The 24,186-nt window shown below is 38.1% G+C and carries 20 protein-coding genes; 16 read left to right on the top strand and 4 right to left on the bottom strand.

The features are described 5' to 3' along the window. Window positions 1-34: 34 nt before the first annotated feature. From K322_RS18710 to tpx, 5 genes are all read left to right on the top strand, one after another. Window positions 35-2,443: a transglycosylase domain-containing protein gene (locus K322_RS18710; protein WP_084158520.1), complete on the top strand. Its 2,409-nt coding sequence runs from the start codon at window positions 35-37 to the stop codon at window positions 2,441-2,443. Between the two features lie 356 nt (window positions 2,444-2,799). Continuing rightward, complete coding sequence (asnA, locus tag K322_RS0105975; RefSeq protein WP_026626071.1) at window positions 2,800-3,837, top strand: aspartate--ammonia ligase; 1,038 nt, start codon at window positions 2,800-2,802, stop codon at window positions 3,835-3,837. Window positions 3,838-3,968: 131 nt separating this feature from the next. Next, complete coding sequence (locus K322_RS0105970; protein WP_026626070.1) at window positions 3,969-4,421, top strand: MarR family winged helix-turn-helix transcriptional regulator; 453 nt, start codon at window positions 3,969-3,971, stop codon at window positions 4,419-4,421. Between the two features lie 118 nt (window positions 4,422-4,539). Then, window positions 4,540-5,175 (top strand): nitroreductase family protein, encoded by a 636-nt coding sequence (locus K322_RS0105965; protein WP_026626069.1) that lies wholly within the window; start codon window positions 4,540-4,542, stop codon window positions 5,173-5,175. 201 nt (window positions 5,176-5,376) lie between these two features. Then, on the top strand, window positions 5,377-5,877 hold the full coding sequence (gene tpx / locus K322_RS0105960) for a thiol peroxidase (RefSeq protein WP_026626068.1): 501 nt from the start codon (window positions 5,377-5,379) through the stop codon (window positions 5,875-5,877). A gap of 185 nt (window positions 5,878-6,062) precedes the next feature. Here the strand turns inward: tpx and K322_RS0105955 are convergent, their stop codons facing one another. Both K322_RS0105955 and K322_RS0105950 read right to left on the bottom strand, forming a co-directional pair. Next, complete coding sequence (locus K322_RS0105955) at window positions 6,063-6,392, bottom strand: DMT family transporter (RefSeq protein ID WP_026626067.1); 330 nt, start codon at window positions 6,390-6,392, stop codon at window positions 6,063-6,065. 197 nt (window positions 6,393-6,589) lie between these two features. Continuing rightward, window positions 6,590-7,147: a Crp/Fnr family transcriptional regulator gene (locus tag K322_RS0105950; protein WP_026626066.1), complete on the bottom strand. Its 558-nt coding sequence runs from the start codon at window positions 7,145-7,147 to the stop codon at window positions 6,590-6,592. 221 nt (window positions 7,148-7,368) lie between these two features. Between K322_RS0105950 and K322_RS0105945 the strand changes: the two genes are divergently transcribed. The 3 genes from K322_RS0105945 to K322_RS0105935 all read left to right on the top strand — a co-directional run bounded on the left by K322_RS0105945 (window position 7,369) and on the right by K322_RS0105935 (window position 10,807). Beyond that, a complete protein-coding gene (locus K322_RS0105945; protein WP_026626065.1) occupies window positions 7,369-8,274 on the top strand; it encodes a LysR substrate-binding domain-containing protein in 906 nt (301 codons plus the stop codon). Between the two features lie 64 nt (window positions 8,275-8,338). Then, complete coding sequence (locus K322_RS0105940) at window positions 8,339-9,265, top strand: YeiH family protein (RefSeq protein WP_035331480.1); 927 nt, start codon at window positions 8,339-8,341, stop codon at window positions 9,263-9,265. Window positions 9,266-9,580: 315 nt separating this feature from the next. Then, entirely contained in the window at window positions 9,581-10,807 is a 1,227-nt protein-coding gene (locus K322_RS0105935) for a DUF4468 domain-containing protein (RefSeq protein WP_051290664.1), read from the top strand. 83 nt (window positions 10,808-10,890) lie between these two features. On the opposite strand, the gene K322_RS0105930 is transcribed toward K322_RS0105935, so the two are convergent. Next, window positions 10,891-11,541: an ABC transporter ATP-binding protein gene (locus K322_RS0105930; RefSeq protein WP_026626062.1), complete on the bottom strand. Its 651-nt coding sequence runs from the start codon at window positions 11,539-11,541 to the stop codon at window positions 10,891-10,893. Window positions 11,542-11,774: 233 nt separating this feature from the next. Here K322_RS0105930 and K322_RS0105925 point away from each other — a divergent pair, with 233 nt between their 5' ends. The 8 genes from K322_RS0105925 (at window position 11,775) to K322_RS20165 (ending at window position 21,129) form a co-directional block, all read left to right on the top strand. Then, entirely contained in the window at window positions 11,775-13,814 is a 2,040-nt protein-coding gene (locus K322_RS0105925; RefSeq protein ID WP_035331478.1) for a leucine-rich repeat domain-containing protein, read from the top strand. A 207-nt stretch (window positions 13,815-14,021) separates the two neighbouring features. Next, on the top strand, window positions 14,022-15,902 hold the full coding sequence (locus K322_RS0105920; RefSeq protein ID WP_026626060.1) for an ABC-F family ATP-binding cassette domain-containing protein: 1,881 nt from the start codon (window positions 14,022-14,024) through the stop codon (window positions 15,900-15,902). 237 nt (window positions 15,903-16,139) lie between these two features. Further along, complete coding sequence (locus K322_RS0105910; RefSeq protein WP_026626058.1) at window positions 16,140-17,525, top strand: methyltransferase RsmF C-terminal domain-like protein; 1,386 nt, start codon at window positions 16,140-16,142, stop codon at window positions 17,523-17,525. Between the two features lie 176 nt (window positions 17,526-17,701). Further along, complete coding sequence (locus K322_RS0105905; RefSeq protein WP_026626057.1) at window positions 17,702-17,980, top strand: hypothetical protein; 279 nt, start codon at window positions 17,702-17,704, stop codon at window positions 17,978-17,980. Between the two features lie 27 nt (window positions 17,981-18,007). After that, window positions 18,008-18,556: a 1-acyl-sn-glycerol-3-phosphate acyltransferase gene (locus K322_RS0105900; protein ID WP_026626056.1), complete on the top strand. Its 549-nt coding sequence runs from the start codon at window positions 18,008-18,010 to the stop codon at window positions 18,554-18,556. A 60-nt stretch (window positions 18,557-18,616) separates the two neighbouring features. After that, window positions 18,617-19,420 carry an amidohydrolase gene (locus K322_RS0105895; RefSeq protein ID WP_051290663.1) on the top strand — a complete coding sequence of 268 codons (804 nt, stop codon included), beginning with the start codon at window positions 18,617-18,619 and terminating at the stop codon, window positions 19,418-19,420. Window positions 19,421-19,446: 26 nt separating this feature from the next. After that, window positions 19,447-20,292, top strand: coding sequence for an META domain-containing protein (locus K322_RS18705; protein ID WP_051290662.1), 846 nt, complete (start codon window positions 19,447-19,449; stop codon window positions 20,290-20,292). A 36-nt stretch (window positions 20,293-20,328) separates the two neighbouring features. Next, on the top strand, window positions 20,329-21,129 hold the full coding sequence (locus tag K322_RS20165; protein WP_026626054.1) for an META domain-containing protein: 801 nt from the start codon (window positions 20,329-20,331) through the stop codon (window positions 21,127-21,129). 56 nt (window positions 21,130-21,185) lie between these two features. On the opposite strand, the gene K322_RS18695 is transcribed toward K322_RS20165, so the two are convergent. After that, complete coding sequence (locus tag K322_RS18695) at window positions 21,186-23,705, bottom strand: rhamnogalacturonan lyase family protein (protein ID WP_169714133.1); 2,520 nt, start codon at window positions 23,703-23,705, stop codon at window positions 21,186-21,188. Window positions 23,706-24,186 lie beyond the last annotated feature (481 nt).

Here is a 24,186-nt window from a genome sequence, read left to right as displayed (position 1 = left end):
ATTTACAGTCTCATTTAAGACCGCTTAATAAAGCATGAATACAATTAATTTTCAGGTTATTAAAACACAAGTAGCAAAAATCTTTCAACTTATTGCTTCTAATCTCAAAAAGTGGTTTAATGCTTATAAATCCTATTACAAAAAATCGGCATGGTATAAGAAAACCGGTATAGTCATATCTACGGTGATCGTCTTATTTATTACTTACCTGTTTTTAGTTGATATTAATTTCCTTTGGTTATTTGGTAAATCGCCCGGATATTATGACGTAAGTGCGCCTATGCAGAATGTTTCATCTGAAATATATAGTTCGGATGGAAAATTATTGGGTAAATACTTTAAAGAAAACAGGACACCCGTAACTTTTGACGAAATCTCACCGATCCTGAAAGAAACACTTATTTCGACCGAAGATGAACGTTTCTATCAACATTTCGGAATAGATGTTCGGGGACTTTTTGCAGCCGCTAAAGATATGGTTCACGGCAATGCCCGCGGAGCCAGCACTATCACACAACAGTTAGCAAAGAATATGTTTAAAGTCCGTTCGAAATATTCCACAGGTTTGCTGGGATATATTCCCGGAGTGAAAATGTTAATTATGAAATCGAAGGAATGGATACTTGCTCTCAAACTGGAGACATTCTATTCTAAAGATGAAATACTTACTATGTACTTCAATACGGTGGATTTCGGAAGTAATACATATGGAATAAAAACTGCGTGTAAGAATTATTTCAACACAACCCCTAAAGATATTACAGTTGAACAAGCCGCAACATTGATCGGTCTCTTAAAAGCAACAACAACATACAACCCAAAGATAAATCCGAAAAACAGTTTAGCACGGCGCAACATTGTACTATCAAACCTTCTAAAGGCAAATCATATCACCAAAGCTGAGTTTGATTCATTAAAACAAATACCAATAAAACTGTATTATACATCTGAAAGCAATTACGATGGAACAGCACTTTACTTTAGAGATGCCGTAGCTGAATCGCTTGAAGGGTGGTGCAAAGAAAACGATATAGACCTATATGCCGACGGGCTGAAAATATACACTACAGTAGATTCTCGTATGCAGGCATATGCAGAATCTGCTGTAGATAAGCAAATGCGTATCGTACAAAGAAACTTCGATAACCAATGGGGCAAGGAAAACCCATGGCAGGATGAAAATCATAAAGAGATACCGATGTTTATCGAAACTCTGGCAAAAAGAACATCCCGCTATAAAGACTTAGCTGAAAAGTTCCCGAACAACGCAGACTCTATTGATTATTATATGAATCAGGTTCGTAAAATTAAAGTATTCGATTACGACAAGGGTTCAAAAATCGTAGAAATGAGCGCAATGGATTCTATCCGTTACATGGAGAGATTTATGCACACAGGATTTGTAGCGATGGAACCACAAACAGGATTTGTCAAAGCCTGGGTGGGAGATATAAACTTCGATTCGTGGAAATACGACAAAGTTTTGTCCAAACGTCAACCCGGATCAACATTCAAATTGTTTGTATATAGCGAAGCTTTCAATCAGGGATTATCACCTTGCGACACTCGTATCGACCAATATGTAGACTGGGATGTCGTTGATAAAGGCAAACCAACCAAATGGATTCCTCACAATGCAGACGGAGCATATTCAGGAGACACCATGTCACTCAAAGCCGCATTTGCCCGTTCAATCAACAGTATTGCAGTTGAAGTTGCCAAAGAAGTAGGAATAAGCAATATTATAAAAACAGCCTATGCAATGGGGATAAAAACCAAGCTTGAAGAAACTCCGGCTATTTCTCTTGGTGCTTCGGATGTTTCTCTGCTCGAACTTATCAATTCGTACTGTACCGTTATAAATGAAGGTATGTCTCACGAGCCCGTACTAGTCACTCGTATAGAAGACCGGAACGGTAAAGTCCTATACGAATATAATAAAACTCAGGTACAAGCACTTCCATACGAAACGGCATTTCTTATGACCGAAATGCTGAAATCGGGATTAAGCGAACCGGGAGGAACAACTCAGGCATTATGGGGCTTTAACCTATTTAATTACAATACAGAATTCGGAGGAAAAACAGGAACATCATCCAATCACTCCGATGCCTGGTTCGTTGGGGTAACTCCTAATCTTGTTGCCGGAGCATGGGTCGGCGGCGAACACCGCAGTATCCACTTCAAAACAGGAGCATTCGGACAGGGCAGCCGTACAGCACTCCCTATTTTTGGATATTTCATGGAAAAAGTCCTTGCCGATAAAGATCTGGCTCAATACAGGGGAAAATTCCCTGCACCTAAAAAGGCGATAAGCAGAAACTATCAATGTCAGTCGGTATATAAATCGCATAACGACTCAACCGAAGTTTCGTCCGATAGTATAATAGATGTAGAAGCAGGAGATGTACTTGAAAAAATACCCGAAACTATAGAAGAATAGATCAACTTTAAGGTCGCAGACTTTTTTATTGACTTTGCAAACGTAATAGTAATAGATCGTTATTATGTTAAAATACGTCATTAAAACTTGTTGCTGCCTATATACTTCAAGCCAACCGTACCGAAGCAATTTTCAGTACGGTTGCTTTTTTTATATATCCAGCAATAAAACGAAGAAAGCAGCGTTATATATGACTACGATAAAACATAAAAAACAAAGATATTAACATAAAAATAATCACAAAAAGCCTTATATTTTATCAATATGAATTTTTTAAACATAAAATATTTTCAATATAACATTTAAAAAATTACCTTTGCTGGCACGTTTCAAAAAATGACATACATACCTTAATTATGAGCTATCTAATTGAACCTAAGCAATACTGTCCTATTTTAGACCTACAACAGACTGAAATGGGGATTAAACAAATCAAAGATTTTTTTCAGCAAAACCTTTCTTCCGAATTAAGATTACGAAGAGTTACAGCTCCCTTGTTTGTTCTAAAAGGGATGGGTATAAACGATGACCTGAACGGTGTTGAACGCGCTGTTACATTTCCGATCAAAGATATGGGAGACGAACGTGCCGAAATAGTACATTCTTTGGCTAAATGGAAAAGACTGACACTTGCCGATTACAAAATACAGGAGTGTTATGGTATATATACGGACATGAATGCTATCAGAGCTGATGAAGAATTGGGAAACCTACATTCTTTATATGTTGACCAATGGGACTGGGAAATGGTGATGTCTCAGGATAACCGCAACCTTGATTTTCTGAAAGAAGTCGTTAGAAGAATATATGCTGCACTCGTAAGAACCGAATACATGGTATATGAAATGTTTCCGGCTATTACTCCTATCCTTCCTAAGGAGATTACCTTTATACATTCTGAAGAATTACTTCAGTTATATCCTGATATGGATGAAAAAGAAAGAGAGAATACCATTACTCAAAAACACGGAGCGGTATTCATCATCGGTATAGGAGGAGAATTAAGCAATGGCAAGAAACACGACGGACGTGCCCCTGACTACGATGACTGGACAAGCACATCAGAAAATGGCTATAAAGGGCTTAACGGTGACCTGCTTGTGTGGAATCCCATTCTAGATAAAGCAATGGAATTATCATCCATGGGAATCAGAGTCAACAAAGAAGTTCTCCTAAAACAGTTGGAAATAAGCGGACAGGAAGACCGAAAAGAACTTTACTTCCATAGACGCCTGCTCAATGGCGAACTACCACAATCGATAGGCGGTGGTATCGGACAATCTCGTTTATGTATGTTTTATCTTCGTAAAGGGCATATCGGAGAAATCCAAGCCGGAATCTGGCCTAAAGACATGAGAGTCAAAGCTGAAAGCCTGGGCATGCCTTTGATTTAAGCATCCTTATATAACATAAAGAGTAGAAATAAAACTTCTACTCTTTTTTGTTTTATTAACACAATATATTTTCAACTTAATTGCACACAATTTAATTTTGTGAAACCAAAATAAAAAAAACTAATATACAGATGATAGATTATTTAAGACTCGAAAATCAGGTATGTTTCCCAATATATGCTTTATCAAGACAGATAACAGCACTATATCGCCCATATCTCGACAAATTAGGGTTAACCTATCCTCAGTATTTAGTAATGATGGTATTGTGGGAACATAAATCAAAAACAGTAAAAGAACTGGGAGAAATATTACTGCTGGACAGCGGAACCCTTACTCCTTTGCTAAAGCGGATGGAAACAAGCGGATTTATCGAAAGAAAACGTTCCGACAATGACGAAAGAATAGTAAACATAAATATAACAGAGAAAGGATTAAAATTAAAAGAATCAGCAGAGTACATTCCTGCTAAAATAAAAGAAAAATTACAAGCCAATGATGAACAATTGCAGAAACTAAAAAAACAATTAAAAAAAATGATTGACTCTGCAACCCAATGCAAACACGATACATCAGAGGAATAAGGTCGCAGACCTTTTTATTACTTTGGTAAGTAAAACAGCCAAAGTCTGTTATAAACTAAAAACATAGCATATAAATGCTTCTTGTTATTTAATAATTTACATTTAACAAAAATAAAAAATGAGCATATTAGAACAATCTCAATGGAGATACGCTACTAAAAAATTCGATCCTTCAAAAAAAGTAAACGACAGCATTGTTGCACAAATCATAGAAGCAGCCCGACTGGCTCCTACATCTTCAGGCTTACAGCCATATAAAGTTTTGGTTATAACCAATCAAGAACTTAAAGACAAGATCGCAACCATTTCGATGGGACAAACACAAGCCGCAGAATGTTCTCACCTGCTTGTTTTCGCCGGATGGGATAATTATACAGAAGAACGAATTGACCATATATACAGCATCACAACTCAAGAGAGAGGACAAGCTCCGGACAGATACAAGGCATACACAGACCGTTTGAAAGCGGCTTATCTGAATCGCCCTGCATCTGAAAATTTCGATCACATAGCCCGTCAATCATATATTGCCTTTGCTTATGCAATAGCTGCAGCAGCGGAATTGAAAGTGGATGCAACACCGATGGAAGGTTTTGACAACAAGGCTCTCGATGAGCTTTTAGGGTTGAACACAAAGGGCTTGAAAAGCGTTACTATGTTACCCTTGGGATACAGAGACGCAGAAAATGATTGGCTTGTCAATCAAAAGAAAGTAAGACATCCCGAATCGGAATTTGTTATCACTATAAAATGAATTCAAGGTCTCTGACCTTTTCAACTTGTCAAATATAACAGCAGCGGAATCAGTTAACGACTGCTACTTACAATATAATTAAGGTCGCAGACCTTTTTATTGTCCATCCAAGCCATAACAGCAACAATCTGTTATCGATTGAAAAATGAGACATAAAACATTAACAGCGGCTTATTACAAACTAAAAAAAGAAAAAAAATTATGTCAACAGTTACATTCAAAGGAGGTAAAGTAAACGTAGAAGGACAAATCCCGGCAGTAGGAACAGCAGCTCCTGATTTCACATTAGTAAAAAGCGACTTGTCAGAAGTCAGCTTAAAAGATTTGAAAGGAAAAACTGTTATCCTTAACATTTTCCCAAGCATCGACACCGGTGTTTGTGCTGCTTCAGTACGTCATTTCAACAAAGATGCCGCAAGTCTAACTAATACAGTAGTTCTTGCAGTATCAGCCGATCTTCCTTTCGCAGCAGGACGTTTCTGTACTACAGAAGGTATCGAAAATGTACATCCTGCGTCTGTATTCAGAAACCCGGAGTTTGCTAAAGCATACGGCTTACTTATGCTTGACGGCCCTCTTAAAGGACTTTTGGCTCGTACAGTAGTTGTAATTAATCCAGAAGGGAAAGTTTCTTATACTGAACTTGTTCCTGAAATTACAGAAGAACCAAACTACAACGCAGCTCTTGCAGCAGCAAAATAAGGTCTCAGACTTTTTTGTTGACTTTGTAAGCATAACAGCAATAACCGTTATGACTTAAAGGTATAACATTAAATACATTCTATCGCTTATATACAGTGCAGACGTCTAAATTTAATATTGTTTAGTTATCTACCCTCTGCCTATATACGAAAGGAACCGGACAAAATCCGGTTCCTTATTTTTTATCAGTGAGATACAAATTTCAGTCCGATAACGGAGCCTATCAATGTGGTAACAAAGAATAAACGCCAAAACTCGGCAGGTTCTTTAAAAATAAAAATTCCTACCAGAACTGTACCCACAGCACCAATCCCTGTCCATATAGCATAAGCCGTTCCGATGGGTATCGTTTTAAGAGCATGAATCAACAGTCCCATACTGGCAAACAAGCAAATGATAAAAATAGCATACCAAAAATAAGAAGCACTACTACCCGAAACTTCTTTAGCCTTACCAAGGCTAAAAGTAAAGCCGACTTCAAAGAATCCGGCAATCACTAACCATATCCAATTCATATAATCACTTAGGGGCTTAGACCCATTTATTACTTTGGTAAGTAAAACATCCAAAGTCTGTTATAAACTAAAATGTACTATTAGTACTTTCTGTTGCTTATCTAACTTTAGGTTTGAAACCTTTTATTATTCCTTTTGTCAGGAATACAAAGATCGGAAATATAAAAGCCATATTTTTTTACATTTGATAAAAAAGACTACTTTCCTCTGATTCTGCTCAACGACACCTGAGTTATACCCAAATAAGAGGCTATAATTCCTAAAGGGACTCTTTGCAACAACTTCGGCTTGTTCTTCATCAATGCTTCATACCTCTCAGATGCGTTAGCGAATTGGTATTCGATCAAACGATTCTCCACTTTCATTATTTCCTTTCCAAGAAAGCTCCTGCCCCAATTGGCAATCTCAATATTTTTGCGAAACAGATTTTCCATATCTGAAATATGAATGCGATAAAAGATACAATCTTCCAATAAGTCAATGCTCTCGTAGCTCGGTTTTCTTTCGACAAAATTCTTCATCGAACAGACCACATCACCTTCGATGCCGAACCAAAAGGTTATTTCCTTTGCATCGTATTCTGTATAAGCTCTGACTACACCCTGTTTGATAAAGTATAAATAACTGTCGCGACTACCGGCTCGCGAAAGAATATGACCTTTAGGAAACTCAACAGAATCAATTTTCGCCACAAATGCAGTCATCGCTTCTTCTGAAATTTCATAAACTGATGATATTATTGTCTTTAAATCCATAAATCAGCCTTTTTATCACAAGCAAAGATAAAAAATGTAAGAAAGAAGAAACTATAAAACCCTTTTAATCGTTACATTTAAGGTCTCAGACCTATTTAGGACTTTTCAGAAAACTCTAAGTAAATAAAAGTATTGAATAATACATTTCAAGCTATAATAAGCTTAAGTTGTTATATTTGCCAAAACTATAAATAGGTCTGTGACCTTAATTTACATCAAGCATGTCTAATTTTCGCCTAAAAGTATTTCATTCCGTTGCAACTCACCTGAATTTTACGCAGGCCGCCGAAGAATTATTCATCACTCAACCTGCTGTTACCAAAAACATCAAGGAACTTGAAGCCGAATTAGACGCATGCTTATTCGACAGGATTAAAGGTAAAGTGTATTTAACCGAAGCCGGATCGATACTTCTCGATTATACTAAACAGATATTTGAGCTGGATCAGACTCTCAATTATAAATTATCCACTCTAAAAGATCAGTACTCGGGACAATTACGTCTGGGTGCAAGCACCACTATCGGCCAGTACATATTACCCCCCATTCTGGCTAAGTTTAATCAGCAATATCCCGATATACATATAAGTCTGATCAACGATAATACAAAAAAGATAGAAGCTCATCTGGCAGCAAAAGAAATAGATCTTGGACTGGTAGAAGGGACATCCCGAAACAGCCAGCTAAAATATACTCCTTTTATAAATGACGAAATAGTCGCAATAGCCCATACATCAAAAGATCTGTCGAAACTGGATGAAATTACACTTGACGAACTCAAATCAATCCCTATTGTATTGAGAGAGCAGGGATCAGGAAGCCTCGAAGTAATTGTCAATAAATTGAATGAAAGATCAATTACTCTCCCGGATTTGAATATATGCATGCATCTGGGCAGTACCGAAAGCATAAAAACATACCTTGCATATGCCGATGCATTGGGTTTGATTTCAATTAATGCAGTAACCAAGGAAGTGGCAAACGGAGAATATAAAGTCATAGACATCAACAATTTTGAAGTAGTCCGTACTTTTGATTTCGTGCAACTGCACGGACAGCAACAAGGTTTGTCTGAACTGTTTATGGATTTTTCGTTTAAAGCAATAACCAAAAGTAATACCCTATAAGTATTTTAAATATACTACCTGATTATATTTATCAGATCTTTGCCTGCGTAAATGTAAAAAAATTATGCAGAAAAATTATCTAAACAAAGGAATATTCATCATTATCGCAGTCTTGTGTATATTCCCGTTCATCGATCCCCCAATTGCTTTATTTGCAGGATTTATCTTGTCATTTACAATAGGAAATCCATTTAAAAAGAAAACTTCAAAACTGACTAAATTCTTATTACAGGCTTCAGTTGTAGGACTCGGATTCGGAATGAATTTCGAAGAAGCCCTCGAAGTAGGTAAGAGCGGTTTGTTATTTACCGCAGCATCTATTATACTCACACTTGGATTCGGGCTGTTACTCGGCAAAATCTTTAAAACAGAACGCAACACCAGCATTTTGGTTTCCTCCGGAACTGCAATATGCGGAGGTAGTGCAATAGCGGCGATGACCCCGATCATAGATGCTGACGAAGAAGAAACATCTATATCTCTCAGTATCATATTTTTGCTTAACTCGATAGCTCTATTTATATTTCCGGTTCTCGGGCACTTATTATCCATGACCCAAGAGCAATTCGGATTATGGGCAGCTATTGCTATACACGACACAAGTTCGGTTGTAGGAGCTTCTCAAAAATACGGAGATATAGCCTTACACATTGCAACAACCGTGAAACTCGAAAGAGCCTTATGGATTATCCCTTTGTCATTAATAACCGCTATAATCCATAAAAGCAACGGCAGCAAGATATCTATTCCCTACTTTATTTTCTTATACATTGTTGCAATGCTTATCAACACTTATGTTCCTGCAATACAAACAATAGGGCCTTCCGTCGTCTGGATCTCAAAAAGAGGACTAACCCTTACCCTATTCCTTATTGGTGCCGGATTGACAAAAGAAGCTCTAAAAAAAATTGGAGTGAAACCTCTCCTGCAAGGAATAATTCTATGGATATTTATCTCTGTTTTATCACTCTCTGTTATTTTGTATGTATAGACAAATTTTCACTAATTAAGCAATACAAAGTATTTAATGTTATTCTCTAAGAGTATATCATTAAATACTTTGTATTGCTTAAAATGCTGAAAGATGGAAATAAGATTTGAGAATGCCCTCTAAATATTTTAAAGAACGTTTTAATAAATCGAAATACTGATTGACATATTTTATTTATCTTTGGTCTAACTATTCAGAAATAATTATTCTAAATAACAGACAAGTATTCAATGACGTATTTTAAGTGATAACCTGCTCTCACTGTTATGCTTGGATAATTGAGAAATAGATCTGAAATCTAAAAAATTATATAGCATGAAAAAACTGTTTTTTTTACTGATGTTTGCAGCTACAGCTTTTGCTGCCACGTCACAAACAGATAGTAAATATCTAGCGGGAGCGGTTCCCGAAGTTGACGGTAAGGTTCTGTTTTCCCGCACTATCACCGTAAATAAGCCTATTACAGATGACCGGTTATTTGAATTAATGGACAAATGGGTAAGTAATGAATATTCTGTACAGGATGGTTCGAGACAGCGTATTTTATTATCTAATAAAGAAGACAAATCAATTGCTGCCCAAGGAGACATGACTCTTGTTTTCAAAAGATCTGCTTTGTCTCTTGATCAGTCTAATATGCTTTACCAATTGATCCTTCAGATTAATGGAGGTAAATGTGAAGCTGTTGTCAGAAGTATCAAGTATGAATATAATGATGCGGGTAAAAAGATAAGCACATTTCCTGCAGAAGAAATGATTACAGATAAATATGCACTGAATAAGAAAGGAGATAAACTTAATAATTATTATAATAAGTTCCGTATATATACAGTTGATTCTATTAATGCATTATTTAATAAGATAGACGTTTATTTGAATGGGGCTAAAGTGGTAGCGGGAGCTGTAGAGCGTGATTATCAGCCGACAGCACCTGTTGTATCCGTACCGATGGCAGCATTAGCTCCTGCTGCTGTAGCGGCAGAAACTTATCAGGAAACCGGAGCGGCTCCCTCTGTTACTGAAACCGGCTCTGTATCAGCTTTACCCGGATTTCGACAGATATCAGCGGATAAAATACCCGGAAATATTGTTAAGCTGCTAAATAACTGGACTCTTATTACTTCAGGTACGGCAGAGAAAACCAATGTCATGACCGCTTCTTGGGGAGGACTAGGTGTCTTCTGGGAAAAACCTGTAGCTTTTTGTTTTCTGAATCCATCCCGCTATTCTGTACAAACTATGGATCAGGGGGAAACCTACACAATCTCTTTTTATACGGAAGCATATAAAGATGCGATGTTGTATTGTGGAAACAACAGCGGACGTAATACAGATAAAATAAAAGGCTCGGGGCTTACACCTATAAAAACGCCATCGGGAGCAACTGCCTTTGCGGAAGCATGGATGATCTTCGAATGTAAAAAAATAATAGCACAACAAATATCACCTGATGCGGTAAAAACCCAGGTTCCGGCAGAATGGTCAAAAAACGGTTACCACAAAATGTATGTCGGAGAGATACTTAATGTATGGGTGAAATAAAGGCTTCAGACCTTTTTATAACTTTATTTTGACAGCTAAAAATTACAGGTTAAACTGATTATGATAAAAGACGGGTTGATACTTTATAGTATCAGCCCGTCTTTCATATGTATAACCCTGTCGGTGATCTTTGCCAGCTCTTCATCGTGAGTAACTATAATAAAGGTTTGACCGAAACGGTCTCTGAGATCAAAGAACAGTTTATGTAATTCTATTTTATTTTCCGTGTCGAGACTACCGGAAGGCTCATCGGCAAGAATAACAGCCGGATTATTTATTAAAGCACGAGCAACGGCTACGCGTTGTTTTTCACCACCTGACAACTCATTGGGCTTATGGTCTATTCTGCTCGATAAACCCAACAGATCAAGAAGCTCAGACGCTTTTTGTTTAGCTGCCGAATCTTTTTGTTTGGCAATCAATGCAGGTATCATAACATTTTCCAGAGCAGTAAATTCCGGTAATAATTGGTGAAACTGAAAGATAAAACCGATATTTTTATTTCGGAAATCAGATAATTTATTGTCTTTCAGATTTGTTACTATTTGGTTTTGTATAGATACTGTTCCTGAGTCGGCTTTATCCAATGTACCTATGATTTGCAGCAAGGTAGTTTTTCCAGCTCCGCTTGCACCGACTATAGAGACTATCTCTCCTTCATTGACTGTAAGATCGATGCCTTTAAGGACTTCTAATTGTCCATACTTTTTTGTTAAACCAGAAACCTGTATCATTTACTTTTGCTTTTTTCTCAGGTAAAAGTAAGTATTTAAAGCTATTTCTCAAATAAGAGAGTTTGCTAAGAGTTTATTTTATTCGGATAAGTGTTAAAAAGTTATTCTTCGAGAGTCGTAAAATTTATTATTTTTGTCCTTATTTTAATTTTAGGTCTCACAGCTATTTATTGCTTTGGTAAGTATAACCTCCAAAGTAATAAAAAAGGTTCGGGATATTTAGCAGCTTGTCAATGAGGAAAATATATATACTATTTTGTTTTTGTGCACTTTCTTTGATATTGAACGCCCAATCATATCACAAAGAGGATGTTGCGGGATTAATGATGATACTCAGGCAGCAATCGGCACAAAGAGATAGTCTTAATTTACATCAGATGGGACTAAGCATAGCCGACACTACTGCATGGAATACATCTCAGGAGTGGATAAACAAGCTGGATGGCGTAACCTGGTCTGAGAACCTACCCAAACGTATAACAAGTATCGATTGGAATAATTTGAACCTATCGGGAGAACTTAACTTTTCGTCCTTTCCCCAACTTGAGGTGCTACATTGTGCTAACAACCGCATTGACGGGATAGTATTGACTAAAAATAAAAAGATTTCAGATATTGATCTATCGGGAAACCAGATCGCTAAAGTGGACTTCTCGAAAAACCCGAATCTTACTGATCTTAATATCAGTATGAACAGTATAACTGATCTCAACCTGCAATTCAACAAAAAACTCGAAAAACTCGATTGCAGCTATTGCGGATTGAAGAGTATAGATCTGTCGAAAAATCAAAATCTGAAAGTATTGAATATATTTTGGAATCAGTTAACGGAACTGCATATCGAGAAAAATAAAAAACTGGAAGAACTGTCATGTTATTCGAATTATCTGACATGGATTGATCTCTCGAACAACCTATTCCTCAAAGAATTGGATTGCAAAGAAAATAAATTAACATCACTGGATCTTTCCGCTAATACATCGCTGTTTAATTTGTATTGTGACAAAAATGAGATATCAACTGTCAATATTAATAATCTACAGAATTTGTATATTTTGTCGTGTAAATCAAACAAATTATCCTTTCTGGAATTAGGCAACGCTGTTAATCTGAATGCGCTTTATTGCTCGGATAACAGTCTGACAGTTCTTGATATTTCAAATAACAGACAACTGCAGATTCTTGACATCTCCCGAAATCCGATTATATCAGTAGACATCTCAGAAAACAGGGTGTTGACCGAATTGAACTGTATATCGACAGGATTAACTTCTCTCAATCTGGGCAAGAATCTAGATCTGATGACATTGGATTTTTCATCCAATAAAATACAGGGTATCGATTTCACATACAATTCCGAACTAAAGAAACTGAGTTGTGCGGATAACCAACTCGAAACACTTAATATTTCGAATCTGAAAAAGTTGTCGTCCTTAAATTGTTCTACAAATAAACTTTCCCGATTGGAATTAAGCGGACTTTTGGCTCTTGAAGATCTGAATTGTTCAGCAAACAGATTGGATTCTCTTAATACATCAGCCAATAAGAATCTGACAAGTCTTGATTGTTCAGGGAATGAGTTAAAATCGATTGATCTTAGCCGAAACACGCTTTTGAAAAATCTGAATTGTGCGTCGAATACACTATCTTCTTTGAATGTATCTATGTGCTCCGATCTGGAAACGCTCTATTGTTCTAATAATGCACTTACAGAACTCAATGTCGCTAATAATACGAAACTAACGGAATTGGTTTGTGCATCGAACAGCATAGCAGAATTGGATATCTCAAATAATAAGCAGCTGAATATGCTCGATTGTGCCGATAACGATTTATCGGAACTTAATCTGATGCCCGATTTACCTCTATTGTATCTCGATTGTTCTCATAATCAGTTGACATCTTTGGATATAAAGAAAAGCTTCTTCTTTAAGATGAACTGTTCAAATAATGCGTTGACTTTTTCCTCTCTAAATTTTCCCGAATATAATTTCCTTCGAAATTGTGTCTACACACCACAGGCTGTAACAGACGGAGGTACTGCGGCATGCGGAAGTGTCATCGATTTGAGTGCCGAATTTGAGAAGAATGGCAAAAAAACTACTTACACATGGTATGAAAGCAACGAGGAGATTGTTTTTGACGGCGAAGGCGGACGATTTACAGTTCCGGATTCGTTTGCAGGAGTAGATCTTATCTGCCGGATGACAAACGATACTTTTCCTAAAATGGTTTTGAGATATAAAATTTCGATAGAAGAAAAAACAAAATAAGGTCTCAAACCTTTTTATTGCTTTGGCTAGTAAAACAACCAAAGTCTGTTATAAACTAAAAATATATCATTAAATACTTTCTGTTGCTTACCTTTGTATCTTAATCAAGGTCTCAGACCTTTTGCTGAGTTTGCAAGTGTAACAGTGAGAGCTGGTTATCGCTTAAAATACGTCATTAAATACTTTCTATTACTTAAATAAATAAAAATGGCTACTCCATATTTACAAGTCGATAATCTTACCAAAAGTTTTGGAGACTTGGTTTTATTCGAAGATATATCCTTTGGTATTGCCGAAGGGCAGCGTATCGGGCTTATAGCCAAAAACGGTACGGGAAAAACTACTTTATTAAATATCCTTTCCGCGAAAGAGTCGTATGATTCAGGATCAATCGTTTTCAGGCGAGATCTGAAAGTTGCGTATCTCGAACAAGATCCGCATTACCCTGATGATATTACAGTTCTTGAGGCTTGTTTCCGTTCGGGAACCGAAGTTACCGAAGTAATTGCCGAGTACGAACGAGTTATGGCTTCGGGAAATCATGATAAGCTAGACGATATACTCCAAAGAATGGATATGCTGAAGGCTTGGGATTATGAGCAACGTGCGAAACAGATTCTGTCGCAGCTGAAAATAAATAACTTCGATCAGAAGATTTCTCAGCTATCAGGAGGTCAGCTAAAACGCGTCGCTTTAGCGAATGTGTTGATAACCGAACCCGAATTAATTATTCTGGATGAGCCTACCAATCACCTCGATCTGGATATGACCGAATGGTTGGAAGAGTATCTGCAACGTTCGAGACTCAGCTTGCTAATGGTGACTCACGACCGTTATTTTCTGGATCGTGTTTGTTCGGAAATAATAGAAATAGATCAAAAGCAGATTTTTCAGTATAAAGGTAATTATTCGTACTTCCTCGAAAAAAGAGAGGAGCGGATGAATTCTCAGAATTCAGAAATAGATAGAGCCAACAACTTATTACGTAAAGAACTGGAATGGATGCACCGCCAACCTCAAGCAAGAGGCACTAAAGCTAAATCCCGTATCGATGCTTTTTATGATCTGGAGAAAAAAGCCCAACAGCAAAGAGATGCCGGAAATGTACGTCTGGAAATGAAAGGCTCGTACATCGGCAATAAAATATTCGAAGCGAAGCATATTTATAAAGCTTTCGGTGATCTGAAAATCCTCGAAGATTTCAATTATGTGTTTGCCCGTTACGAAAAAATGGGAATTGTCGGTAACAACGGAACGGGAAAGTCGACATTTATAAAAATGCTGATGGGTGAGGTTACACCCGATAAAGGTGAATTTGATATCGGTGAAACTGTCAATTTTGGCTATTATAGTCAAGACGGATTAAAATTCAACGAAGAAATGAAAGTGATAGATGTAGTTCAGGATATTGCCGAAGTGATAGATCTTGGTAATGGAAACCGCTTGACCGCATCTCAGTTTTTGCAGCACTTTTTATTTTCCCCTGAGAAACAGCATAACTTCGTTTACAAATTATCGGGAGGAGAAAAACGCCGCCTGTACTTGTGCACTGTTTTAATCAAGAACCCTAATTTTTTGGTACTCGATGAGCCTACCAATGACTTGGATATTATGACTCTGAATATTCTTGAAGAGTACCTTCAGAGTTTCAAAGGATGTGTGATCGTTGTTTCCCACGACCGTTATTTTATGGATAAGGTGGTTGATCACCTGCTGGCTTTCAGCGGAAATGCGAAAATTAAAGACTTTCCGGGAAATTATACTCAATACCGAGAGTGGAAGGAAGTGCAGGAACTGATTGCAAAAGAGGCGGAATCTACAGCAAAAGCGAAAGACGAAAAACCAAAACAGGAAAAAAAAAAAACCGAAGAGAAAAAGAAACTATCATACAAAGAAAAAAGGGAGTTCGAAGAACTCGATGCATTGATACCAAAGCTTGAAACAGAAAAGACTCAATTAGAAACTGATATGTCGAGCGGTACTTTATCGAATGATGAATTGTTAGCGAAATCGGCTCGGATAAGTGAGTTAATTGATGAGATAGATGAAAAGACCCTCCGGTGGATGGAGCTGAGCGAATGGATATAAGGTTGGGCATCGGGAAATTTATCTATACCTAAAATAGTTACGAGTCATGAAGCGCTGGAGTTATTACAAGTTATATGAGAAAAAAGGAACAGCTGAAAAAGTGTGATTTGAGTGTAACCTTTGTTACCTTTTAGTGTTATTAGAAATTGATAACTGATCATTGATTTTATTACTTTTGTAACCTTTTGACAAGTAATCCACTGGAAAATAAAACTATAAAACATAAAAAGATTCACCATGATATTGCCCGAAGACTTTATTCAGAAAACCAAACCGTTGCTAGGGGATCAATGGGTATCTTTTACAGAAGCCCTGAACGAAGTTTCTCCAACAAGTATCAGGTTCAATAAACAAAAATACAGCAAGCTTCCCGAAATGGAGTCTGTACCCTGGTGCGAAAATGGCTTTTATTTACCCCAACGTCCTTCTTTTACATTCGATCCGCTATTTCATACCGGAGCTTACTATGTACAGGAAGCATCTTCTATGTTTGTCGGTCAGTTTTTTAAGCAATACGTCAAAGACCAAACTGTAAGGGTATTGGATTTGTGCGCAGCACCTGGAGGAAAATCTACTCATATTGCATCATTGATTTCGGAAGACAGTTTACTCGTTTCAAACGAAGTGATCAGAAGCCGTGCGAATATTTTGTCGGAAAATATTACTAAAGCCGGTTATCCGAATGTAATTGTAACTAATAACGACCCTTCGGATATCGGACGGATGGAATCTTTCTTTGATGTTATTCTGATTGATGCACCCTGTTCCGGAGAGGGAATGTTTCGCAAAGATCCACAAGCTGTAGAAGAATGGTCTCTGGGGAATGTTCAATTGTGCGAAGAACGTCAGCGGCGTATTGTAGCGGATGTTTGGGACGCCCTTCGTCCGGGAGGAACATTGATATACAGCACCTGCACATACAATACCGGAGAAAATGAACATAATGTACAATGGATCAGAGATTCTTTAGGTGCAGAAATATTACCGTTGGAAGTTTCTCCCGATTGGAATATACACCCATCGTTTGAGAACAATATGCCGGTGTATCATTTTCTACCTCACCTGACAAAAGGGGAAGGATTTTTTCTTGCAATCCTAAGAAAATCCGGAGAACATTCTGATAAATCGGAACATTCCGGCAAGAGAAATAAAAAGCAGGGCAAAGCTAAGCTTACACCATTAGAAGGAGAGTATAAGAATTATCTGACAGATAATGAGAAATATACTTTCTTCGAGAAATCATCTTCGTGGTTTGCTTTTCCATCCGTTAATATAGAGCAGTTCGAATATATTGTTTCTCACCTGAGACTGGTGTCGGCTGGTATTTATTTGGGGGAGATCAAGGGAAAAGATTTTATTCCACAACAATCTCTGGCTATGTCTTTGGCTTTAAACACTTCAGCATTTGAGATGGTCGACATTGATAAGAATACGGCTATATCTTACTTACGAAAGGAAGCCCAGACATTTTCGGAATCGCCACGAGGTTATCTACTGTTGATTTATAAGGGCATCCCATTAGGGTTTGTAAAGAATATAGGAAACAGAGCGAATAATCTGTACCCGAATGAATGGAGGATTCGCAGTGGGTATAATCCGGAAGATAACCAGCCCTTCATTTAAAATTGATTATATTTGCCAACAAATAGAAGCTCATTACGTTTTAAGGTCTCAGACCTATTTATTGCTTTGGTAAGCAAAACAGCCAAAGCCTTTTATAAACTAAAAATATATTATTAAATACTTGGTATTACTTATCTGTAGAAAGAAAGAAGCCTAAAATAAAAAGAACAAAAATTATGAGTAGTAGAAGAGATTTAAAAAAACTGATCAATAATTCAATAGGGTTATTATACAACGATCTTATCTTTTATAAAGTATTTACTGTAAATGCTAATAAGGAAAAAGCAGACGCTTTGATAGATCAGATTGCCGACTCGCATCTTGAGCTGATAAACCGTGTCAGCACAGTTGAAGGAAAAGAAGTAAAAAGCCGTACAAAAGCTTATTATTCGAAGATAAAATCGGATTTGAAATCATTGGTTGATAATTACGGAAAAGAAATTCAGTCTCTATAATCCAGAGAACTGCACTTATATTTAGCTATGCAAAAATTAAGCGGCTTTATCCTGCGTAAGCTGGGTTGGAAAGCAGAAGGGATTACCAATTATCCCGCAAAATGTGTGTTGTGTGTAGCACCGCATACCAGTAATTGGGATTTATTTGTAGGCAAGCTTATATACTCGTCGCTAGGACGCAAAGCTTCATTTCTGATCAAAAAGACATGGTTCTTCTTTCCGATGAATCTTGTGTTTAATGCTCTGGGAGGTATTCCTGTCGATAGATCGAAGAAAACCTCTCTGACTGATCAAATGGCTCATCTTTTTGCAACCAGAGATCAGTTCGAATTGGCTATAACACCCGAAGGCACTCGCAGCCGTAATTCGGAGTGGAAAAAGGGTTTTTACTATATTGCTTTGGCTGCTAAAGTGCCTATCGTTATAATTGTGCTGGATTATAAGAAAAAGACAGCCGATTTTAAAACGGCCTTTATGCCTACTGGCAATGTGGAAAAAGATATGTTAGAAATAAAGTCTTATTATAAAGATGCACATGCTAAGCATCAGGAAAGGTTTTTATTAAGCGATGAGTGAAATAAGTAACTGAAAGTACTTAATGATATACTTCAGCGAGATAACTAACTATCTGTTATTATGTTTACAGAATCAATAAAAAGGTCTGAGACCTTACTTCGGGTAAGCCTTGTCCAGATGGATATCGTCTGGGAAGATAAAGATGTGAATCTAAGAAAGGTACAGGGAATTTTATCCGAATTATCAGGAAAAACCGATTTAGTGGTACTTCCTGAGATGTTCTCTACCGGTTTTTCTATGAACAGTCATTCGCTCTCCGAACCTGTGGACGGAACAACTGTTACATCCATGAAAGATTGGGCTAAGCAGTACGATCTGGCTATTTGCGGAAGTTATATTGCCTCGGAAAACGGCCAGTTTTTCAATAGAGGATTTTTCATAGCTCCCGAGAAATCCTGTTTTTATGACAAGCGGCACTTGTTTCGTATGGGAGATGAAGCGAAATCATTCTCAGCAGGAAATAGTCATTGCATTGTCGAACATAAAGGATTTAATATTTGTTTATTAATTTGTTATGATTTACGGTTTCCGGTGTGGGCGCGTAATATCGGTAATAAGTATGATTTGCTGATATATGTTGCTAACTGGCCGCAATCGAGAATCAGAGTTTGGAATACCTTACTCGAAGCTCGTGCTTTAGAGAATCAGAGTTACGTATGCGGTGTCAATAGAGTAGGTATTGACGGGATGAAGTTAGTATATGACGGGCAATCTTCGATGATTGATTTTAAAGGGATAAAATTGAGTACATTAACCGATTCTATAGAGAAAATTGAAACTGTTGAGATTTCTAAAAAAGCGTTAAACTTATTTAGAAATAAATTTCCGGTATGGAAAGATGCTGACGATTTTACTCTAAACTGAAAAGCAAATCAAAATAAACAATAGTTATGAAGAGTTTGAATTTAATGAAAGTTTGTGCAATATTGATAATTGCATTTGTATCAGGGATATTATTACAGAGTTGTGACAAAAAAAATGCTCCGACTCAGACTGAGCTTGAAGGATTATGGGTATTGAAGTCCTTAAACGGGACTGCTGCTTCTGAAGGTTTTAAAGGAGCTTTGCCTACTCTCGAGTTTAATTTTCAAGACAGTATTGTTTCAGGAAACAGCGGATGCAACAGATATACCGGAAAATTCACTTATAAAGACGGAAATTTTACTGCACCTAATTTAGCATCAACCAGAATGTTGTGCATAGACCCAAACAGAGAACCCGAATTTCTGTTGGAACTTACCAACGAAGGAAACAGTTTATCTATTGTTAATGGAATATTGACAATATCTCACGACGGAAAAGCCGTTCTGGAATTCGAGAAAGATACAGCTCCGAAACCTGATACTGCGACAGCTATTGACACAAAGCAGCTGGAAGGACTCTGGACATTGAAAACAATCAAAGGAGAAGAGGCTGCCGGCAAATTCGGTAAAGCAGATGCTGTTCCCACTTTGAATTTCGATATTGCCGAAAATAGAGTCGGAGGCAAAAGCGGATGCAACGGCTACGGCGGAAGCTTCTCTCTGAATAATGACCAATTGATAATAGGCCAGTTGATCAGCACACAAATGGCATGTCCGAATCTCGATGCAGAACATGAATACATCAAGGCTTTATCTGATACAAGCATTATAGCATTGCCATCTTCCGATGTTTTACAAATTTCTAAAAATGGAAGTTTACTACTCGAATTCAACAGGGCTAAAACCGACTCTGTTGCCTCTCTGAAAAAATGAACACTCACTAACATAGAATAATTAATATTCAAAAAAATGAAAAGATTATCAAGTAAAATGCTGCTTTTGGCAGTAGCTGTACTCGCATTTGGAATTATGATACAAAGCTGTAAGTCGACCAAAGATTCTGCTAAAGGTTCAGCATCAGCTGTAACCATTGACGGAACATGGATTCTTCAGACATTTGAAGGTGCGCCCGCTGCAAATTCCTTTAAAGGAAAAATTCCTTCGATGACTATCGATCTTGCAGAGAAACGGATTAATGGTAATGGAGGCTGCAACCGTTTCTTCGGAACATTCACTTATGAGAAGAATATCTTATCGGCTCCTAAGCTGGGGGCTACACTAATGGCTTGCATCGATGATAATAAAGAAGGTCAGTTTCTTGAGATGCTGGGCAAATCGAATGAAGTGACCGTTACAGAATCGACGCTTACCTTAAGTAACGGAGGAAAAGCCGTTGCCGAATTTGTAAAAGGCATTGACCTATCAGCTGTAGCAGGTTCTACATGGACATTAGAAGCTATCGATGGCAAAGATGCAAAAGCATTATTCGACATAAAGGATAGACTTCCGACATTGGAATTTAACCTCGCAGAAAGCCGTATATCCGGAAATGCAGGATGCAACCGTTATAATGCAGGATATAAACTGGAAGGTTCTGCTTTAACTATCGGACCTGCAATGTTAACAAAAATGGCTTGCCCCAACTTATCAGGAGAGAGTGCTTATACAAAGGCTCTATCCGGAGTAAGCAATCTGAAAATAACAGATTCTTCCATTTTATTTATCAGAGATGGAAAAGAAGTTCTGAAATTTGGTAAGGCTCCAAAATAAAGCCTCAGTAATATAATATACAGGCCACGCCATCTGATTGGGCGTGGCTTGTCTGTTTAAAGCCGGTGAGAAGTAAAACCAGTAAATCTGACTCTTGCCTCTGTTGTCCGAAAGCCAAACCAACCTGATTTATAAGGTCGTACATCGGTATAATCTACAATCTTCCGACCATCAATGATATATTCAACATGTCCGTTTATACATCTGATTGTTATATTGTACCAGTGATTTGGCTTTAAAAGATGTTCAGCATCTGTATATTCCGTTATAATATCCGGACGAACTTTACCACTTTCAAATTTCATGTAATCTCCATCATACCTGCGAAAACGGGTAGTTGTATTGCTATTCCCCCCATAACCGAGATAATACATATTCAGGCTATAGTATCTACCGAATACACCATTCCGCCAGCCGGCTCGTTCGAATATATTATCAGGAAACAGCGGATCATAAGCCATCCAAAAACAATTAAGGTCACTTAGCCTGTCCCGATCAGGATTCTCGAACATAACGCAAGCCGAGAATGAAATTTCAATATCTCCCTCCAGTTTTTCATTCCGCCATAATGTAAATCCCTTCTTGGCAACTATTTCAATCGTATCGTTCAGATGTTCGACTATGTTTTCCTTAGCTTCTACAGTCCAGTATGTATTAAAGAGTCCGGCTGAGAGTCCCGATTTGTCAGACATCCACTCTTTTGCTTCTGTTACCATATCGAAATCGGGATGCGGAGGCTGATTATAACCTACATTCTGCCAGGCAATAGCCATCCGGTATTGATGATTATGCATCAATGTAGGAAACTTATACGCCGCCGGTATTGTTGTCGAATATATTCTTAACTCTTCATTATCGGGGGTTCTCCATATAACCTCCTCCCTCCAATCACCCAGAATATCGCCCGACAGGCATGCGTTACCTTTGGTTCCATTATTAGAAATCACTCCTTGAGGAGAAAATAGAGTATCGGTAGTCATATTTATCCAGTTCCATTTGGTGATAGAAGTGTGGTCCAGGAGCTCCCTCAAAGGGTCGGCATCCCACCAAATCCCGAAATTGCACGAATTGGGTTCTTGTGGATAAATTTCTTCGCCCGAATTACTTCTGTATGTTCCACCGGGACCACCCCAGCATTCGGCTCCCGCATATCTGGGATCTATATCGGCAGCCATTCCCCTGCCCACATCTTCACCTAAAAATTTTCGCCATATAATCTCCCCCGTTTTACCATCGAACAAAGCTACTCCGGGTGTATTCAAAGACTTTGTTTTTTCTTCATTCTCATGGACACCAAAAACTTCGAGTCCCTTGCGTGAAGGAATGAGATCCCCCGCATGCAAGGCATCACCATGTCTCAATCCGGTTGTATATAATCCTTTTCCGTTATGATCTACCGTCATTGCCCCGATACATATTTCGTCCAGTCCGTCTTCATCAAAATCAGCAACTGTAACCGAGTGGTTTCCCATGCCCGAATATCCTTTCCATTGAGGCAAGGCACTGTCGAATACCCACTTCGACACAAGCTTTCCATTCCTATAATCCCAAGCAGCTAACACCGAGCGTCCATACCAGCCGCGTACCATCACTGCCGATGGAACATCCTTTTCGAGAAATGCCACACAGGCCGTAAATCGGTCGGATCGTCCTCCGGTAGAATCATTTCCGCCATTTCCGCCTATACCACCCCAGCCGTCCAAAGGATATCTGGTGGGGATATATTCCGCCGTAGCTAATTGCTTACCTGATAGACCTTCGAAAACTGAAATATATTCGGGACCTTCGACTATTTTACCGAATACTTTAGATTTCGGATCCTTATTTCGCCAGTCTGCATCAGCGTTTCCAATTACCTTACCGATACCATCGATGGTTCCATCTGCTGTTTTACATATCAATTCGGATTTTCCATCCCCGTCGAAATCATAAACCAATAACTGCGTGTATGCTGCACCCGATCGAATATTCTTACCTAAATTGATTTGCCATAAACGCCTTCCGCTGAGTTTATAAGCATCTATATAGGTATCTCCGGTAAAACCTGTTTGAGGAGGTCTTTTAGTATTGTCCGGTTCCCATTTCAGGATAATTTCGTACTCGCCGTCTCCATCAAGGTCACCTACAGTTACATCATTTGCCGTATATGTATATTTTTCTCCGTCAAAAGTGATTCCTCCTTCCGGTTTTTGCAAAGGGATGCTTAAATATGGAGCAAGATTGCTGCCAGCTGCAATTGCATAACTTGCAATGTTTTTACCTTTTGAGTCTTTTAATATCCATGTATTGTCTTTCCCGAAATCAACATTCCTGTAAACATAATCAGATGTACGGCTAATCGGAGCTTGGTTTATTTTTACGGCCTTTTCCGTTCCGGATTGAATATACAGATCGAAACTGCAATCTTTTCTATCATCCGAAAATATCCGCCACCCGATATATACTTCATGATCGCTTGTCGGTACGACAAAAAGTCCTCGCCCCAGTTTTTCCTGTTTATGCTGTGCGTATCCCTTATTTACATAGAGAAAACATAAAAAAAGGATCATTATATATAAAACAAAACTTCTTTTCATTGGTATTAAGTAATAATGTCAATCAGTAGTTAGATTGATAAAACGTTCTTTTAAATTATGCTTTCAAGTTCATCTATTTTCTAACGCAGCCTCCCGGCTTTATTTTTCATTTTGCCTTGATGCAAAACGAAACAAAAGATCAAGACTGCGTCTCCAACCCGACCCGCTCAGCTATCGAAAGCTAAGACAAATAAAAATGATTATCGCTGATATCTATTTGTCTTTTAACGCTTTCTTCGGGCAGCGGGTACCCTGGGCTTCCGCCGAGGTCGAAAACCTGACGGGGTCACAGACCCTTTTGTAGGCTGGCGCAAGCAAAGGTGTGCGTCAGCCGGGGCGCATACAGAGGTGAAGCCGTAATCTGACCAGTGAAACGGGCGTTAAAACTAAATGCTGTTTGAGCCTGAAAGGCGAGTTTTATTTAGTTTCGCCCGTGAACGTTGTCAGATAGGCAGAGCCTCGCAGCGCCAAAGACCTTTTG

The organism is Indolivaga capnocytophagoides DSM 22835 (genome assembly GCF_000426485.1).
Taxonomy (GTDB): Bacteria; Bacteroidota; Bacteroidia; order Bacteroidales; family Dysgonomonadaceae; genus Dysgonomonas_A; species Dysgonomonas_A capnocytophagoides.
This window is presented reverse-complemented; position numbering and strand designations above follow the sequence as displayed.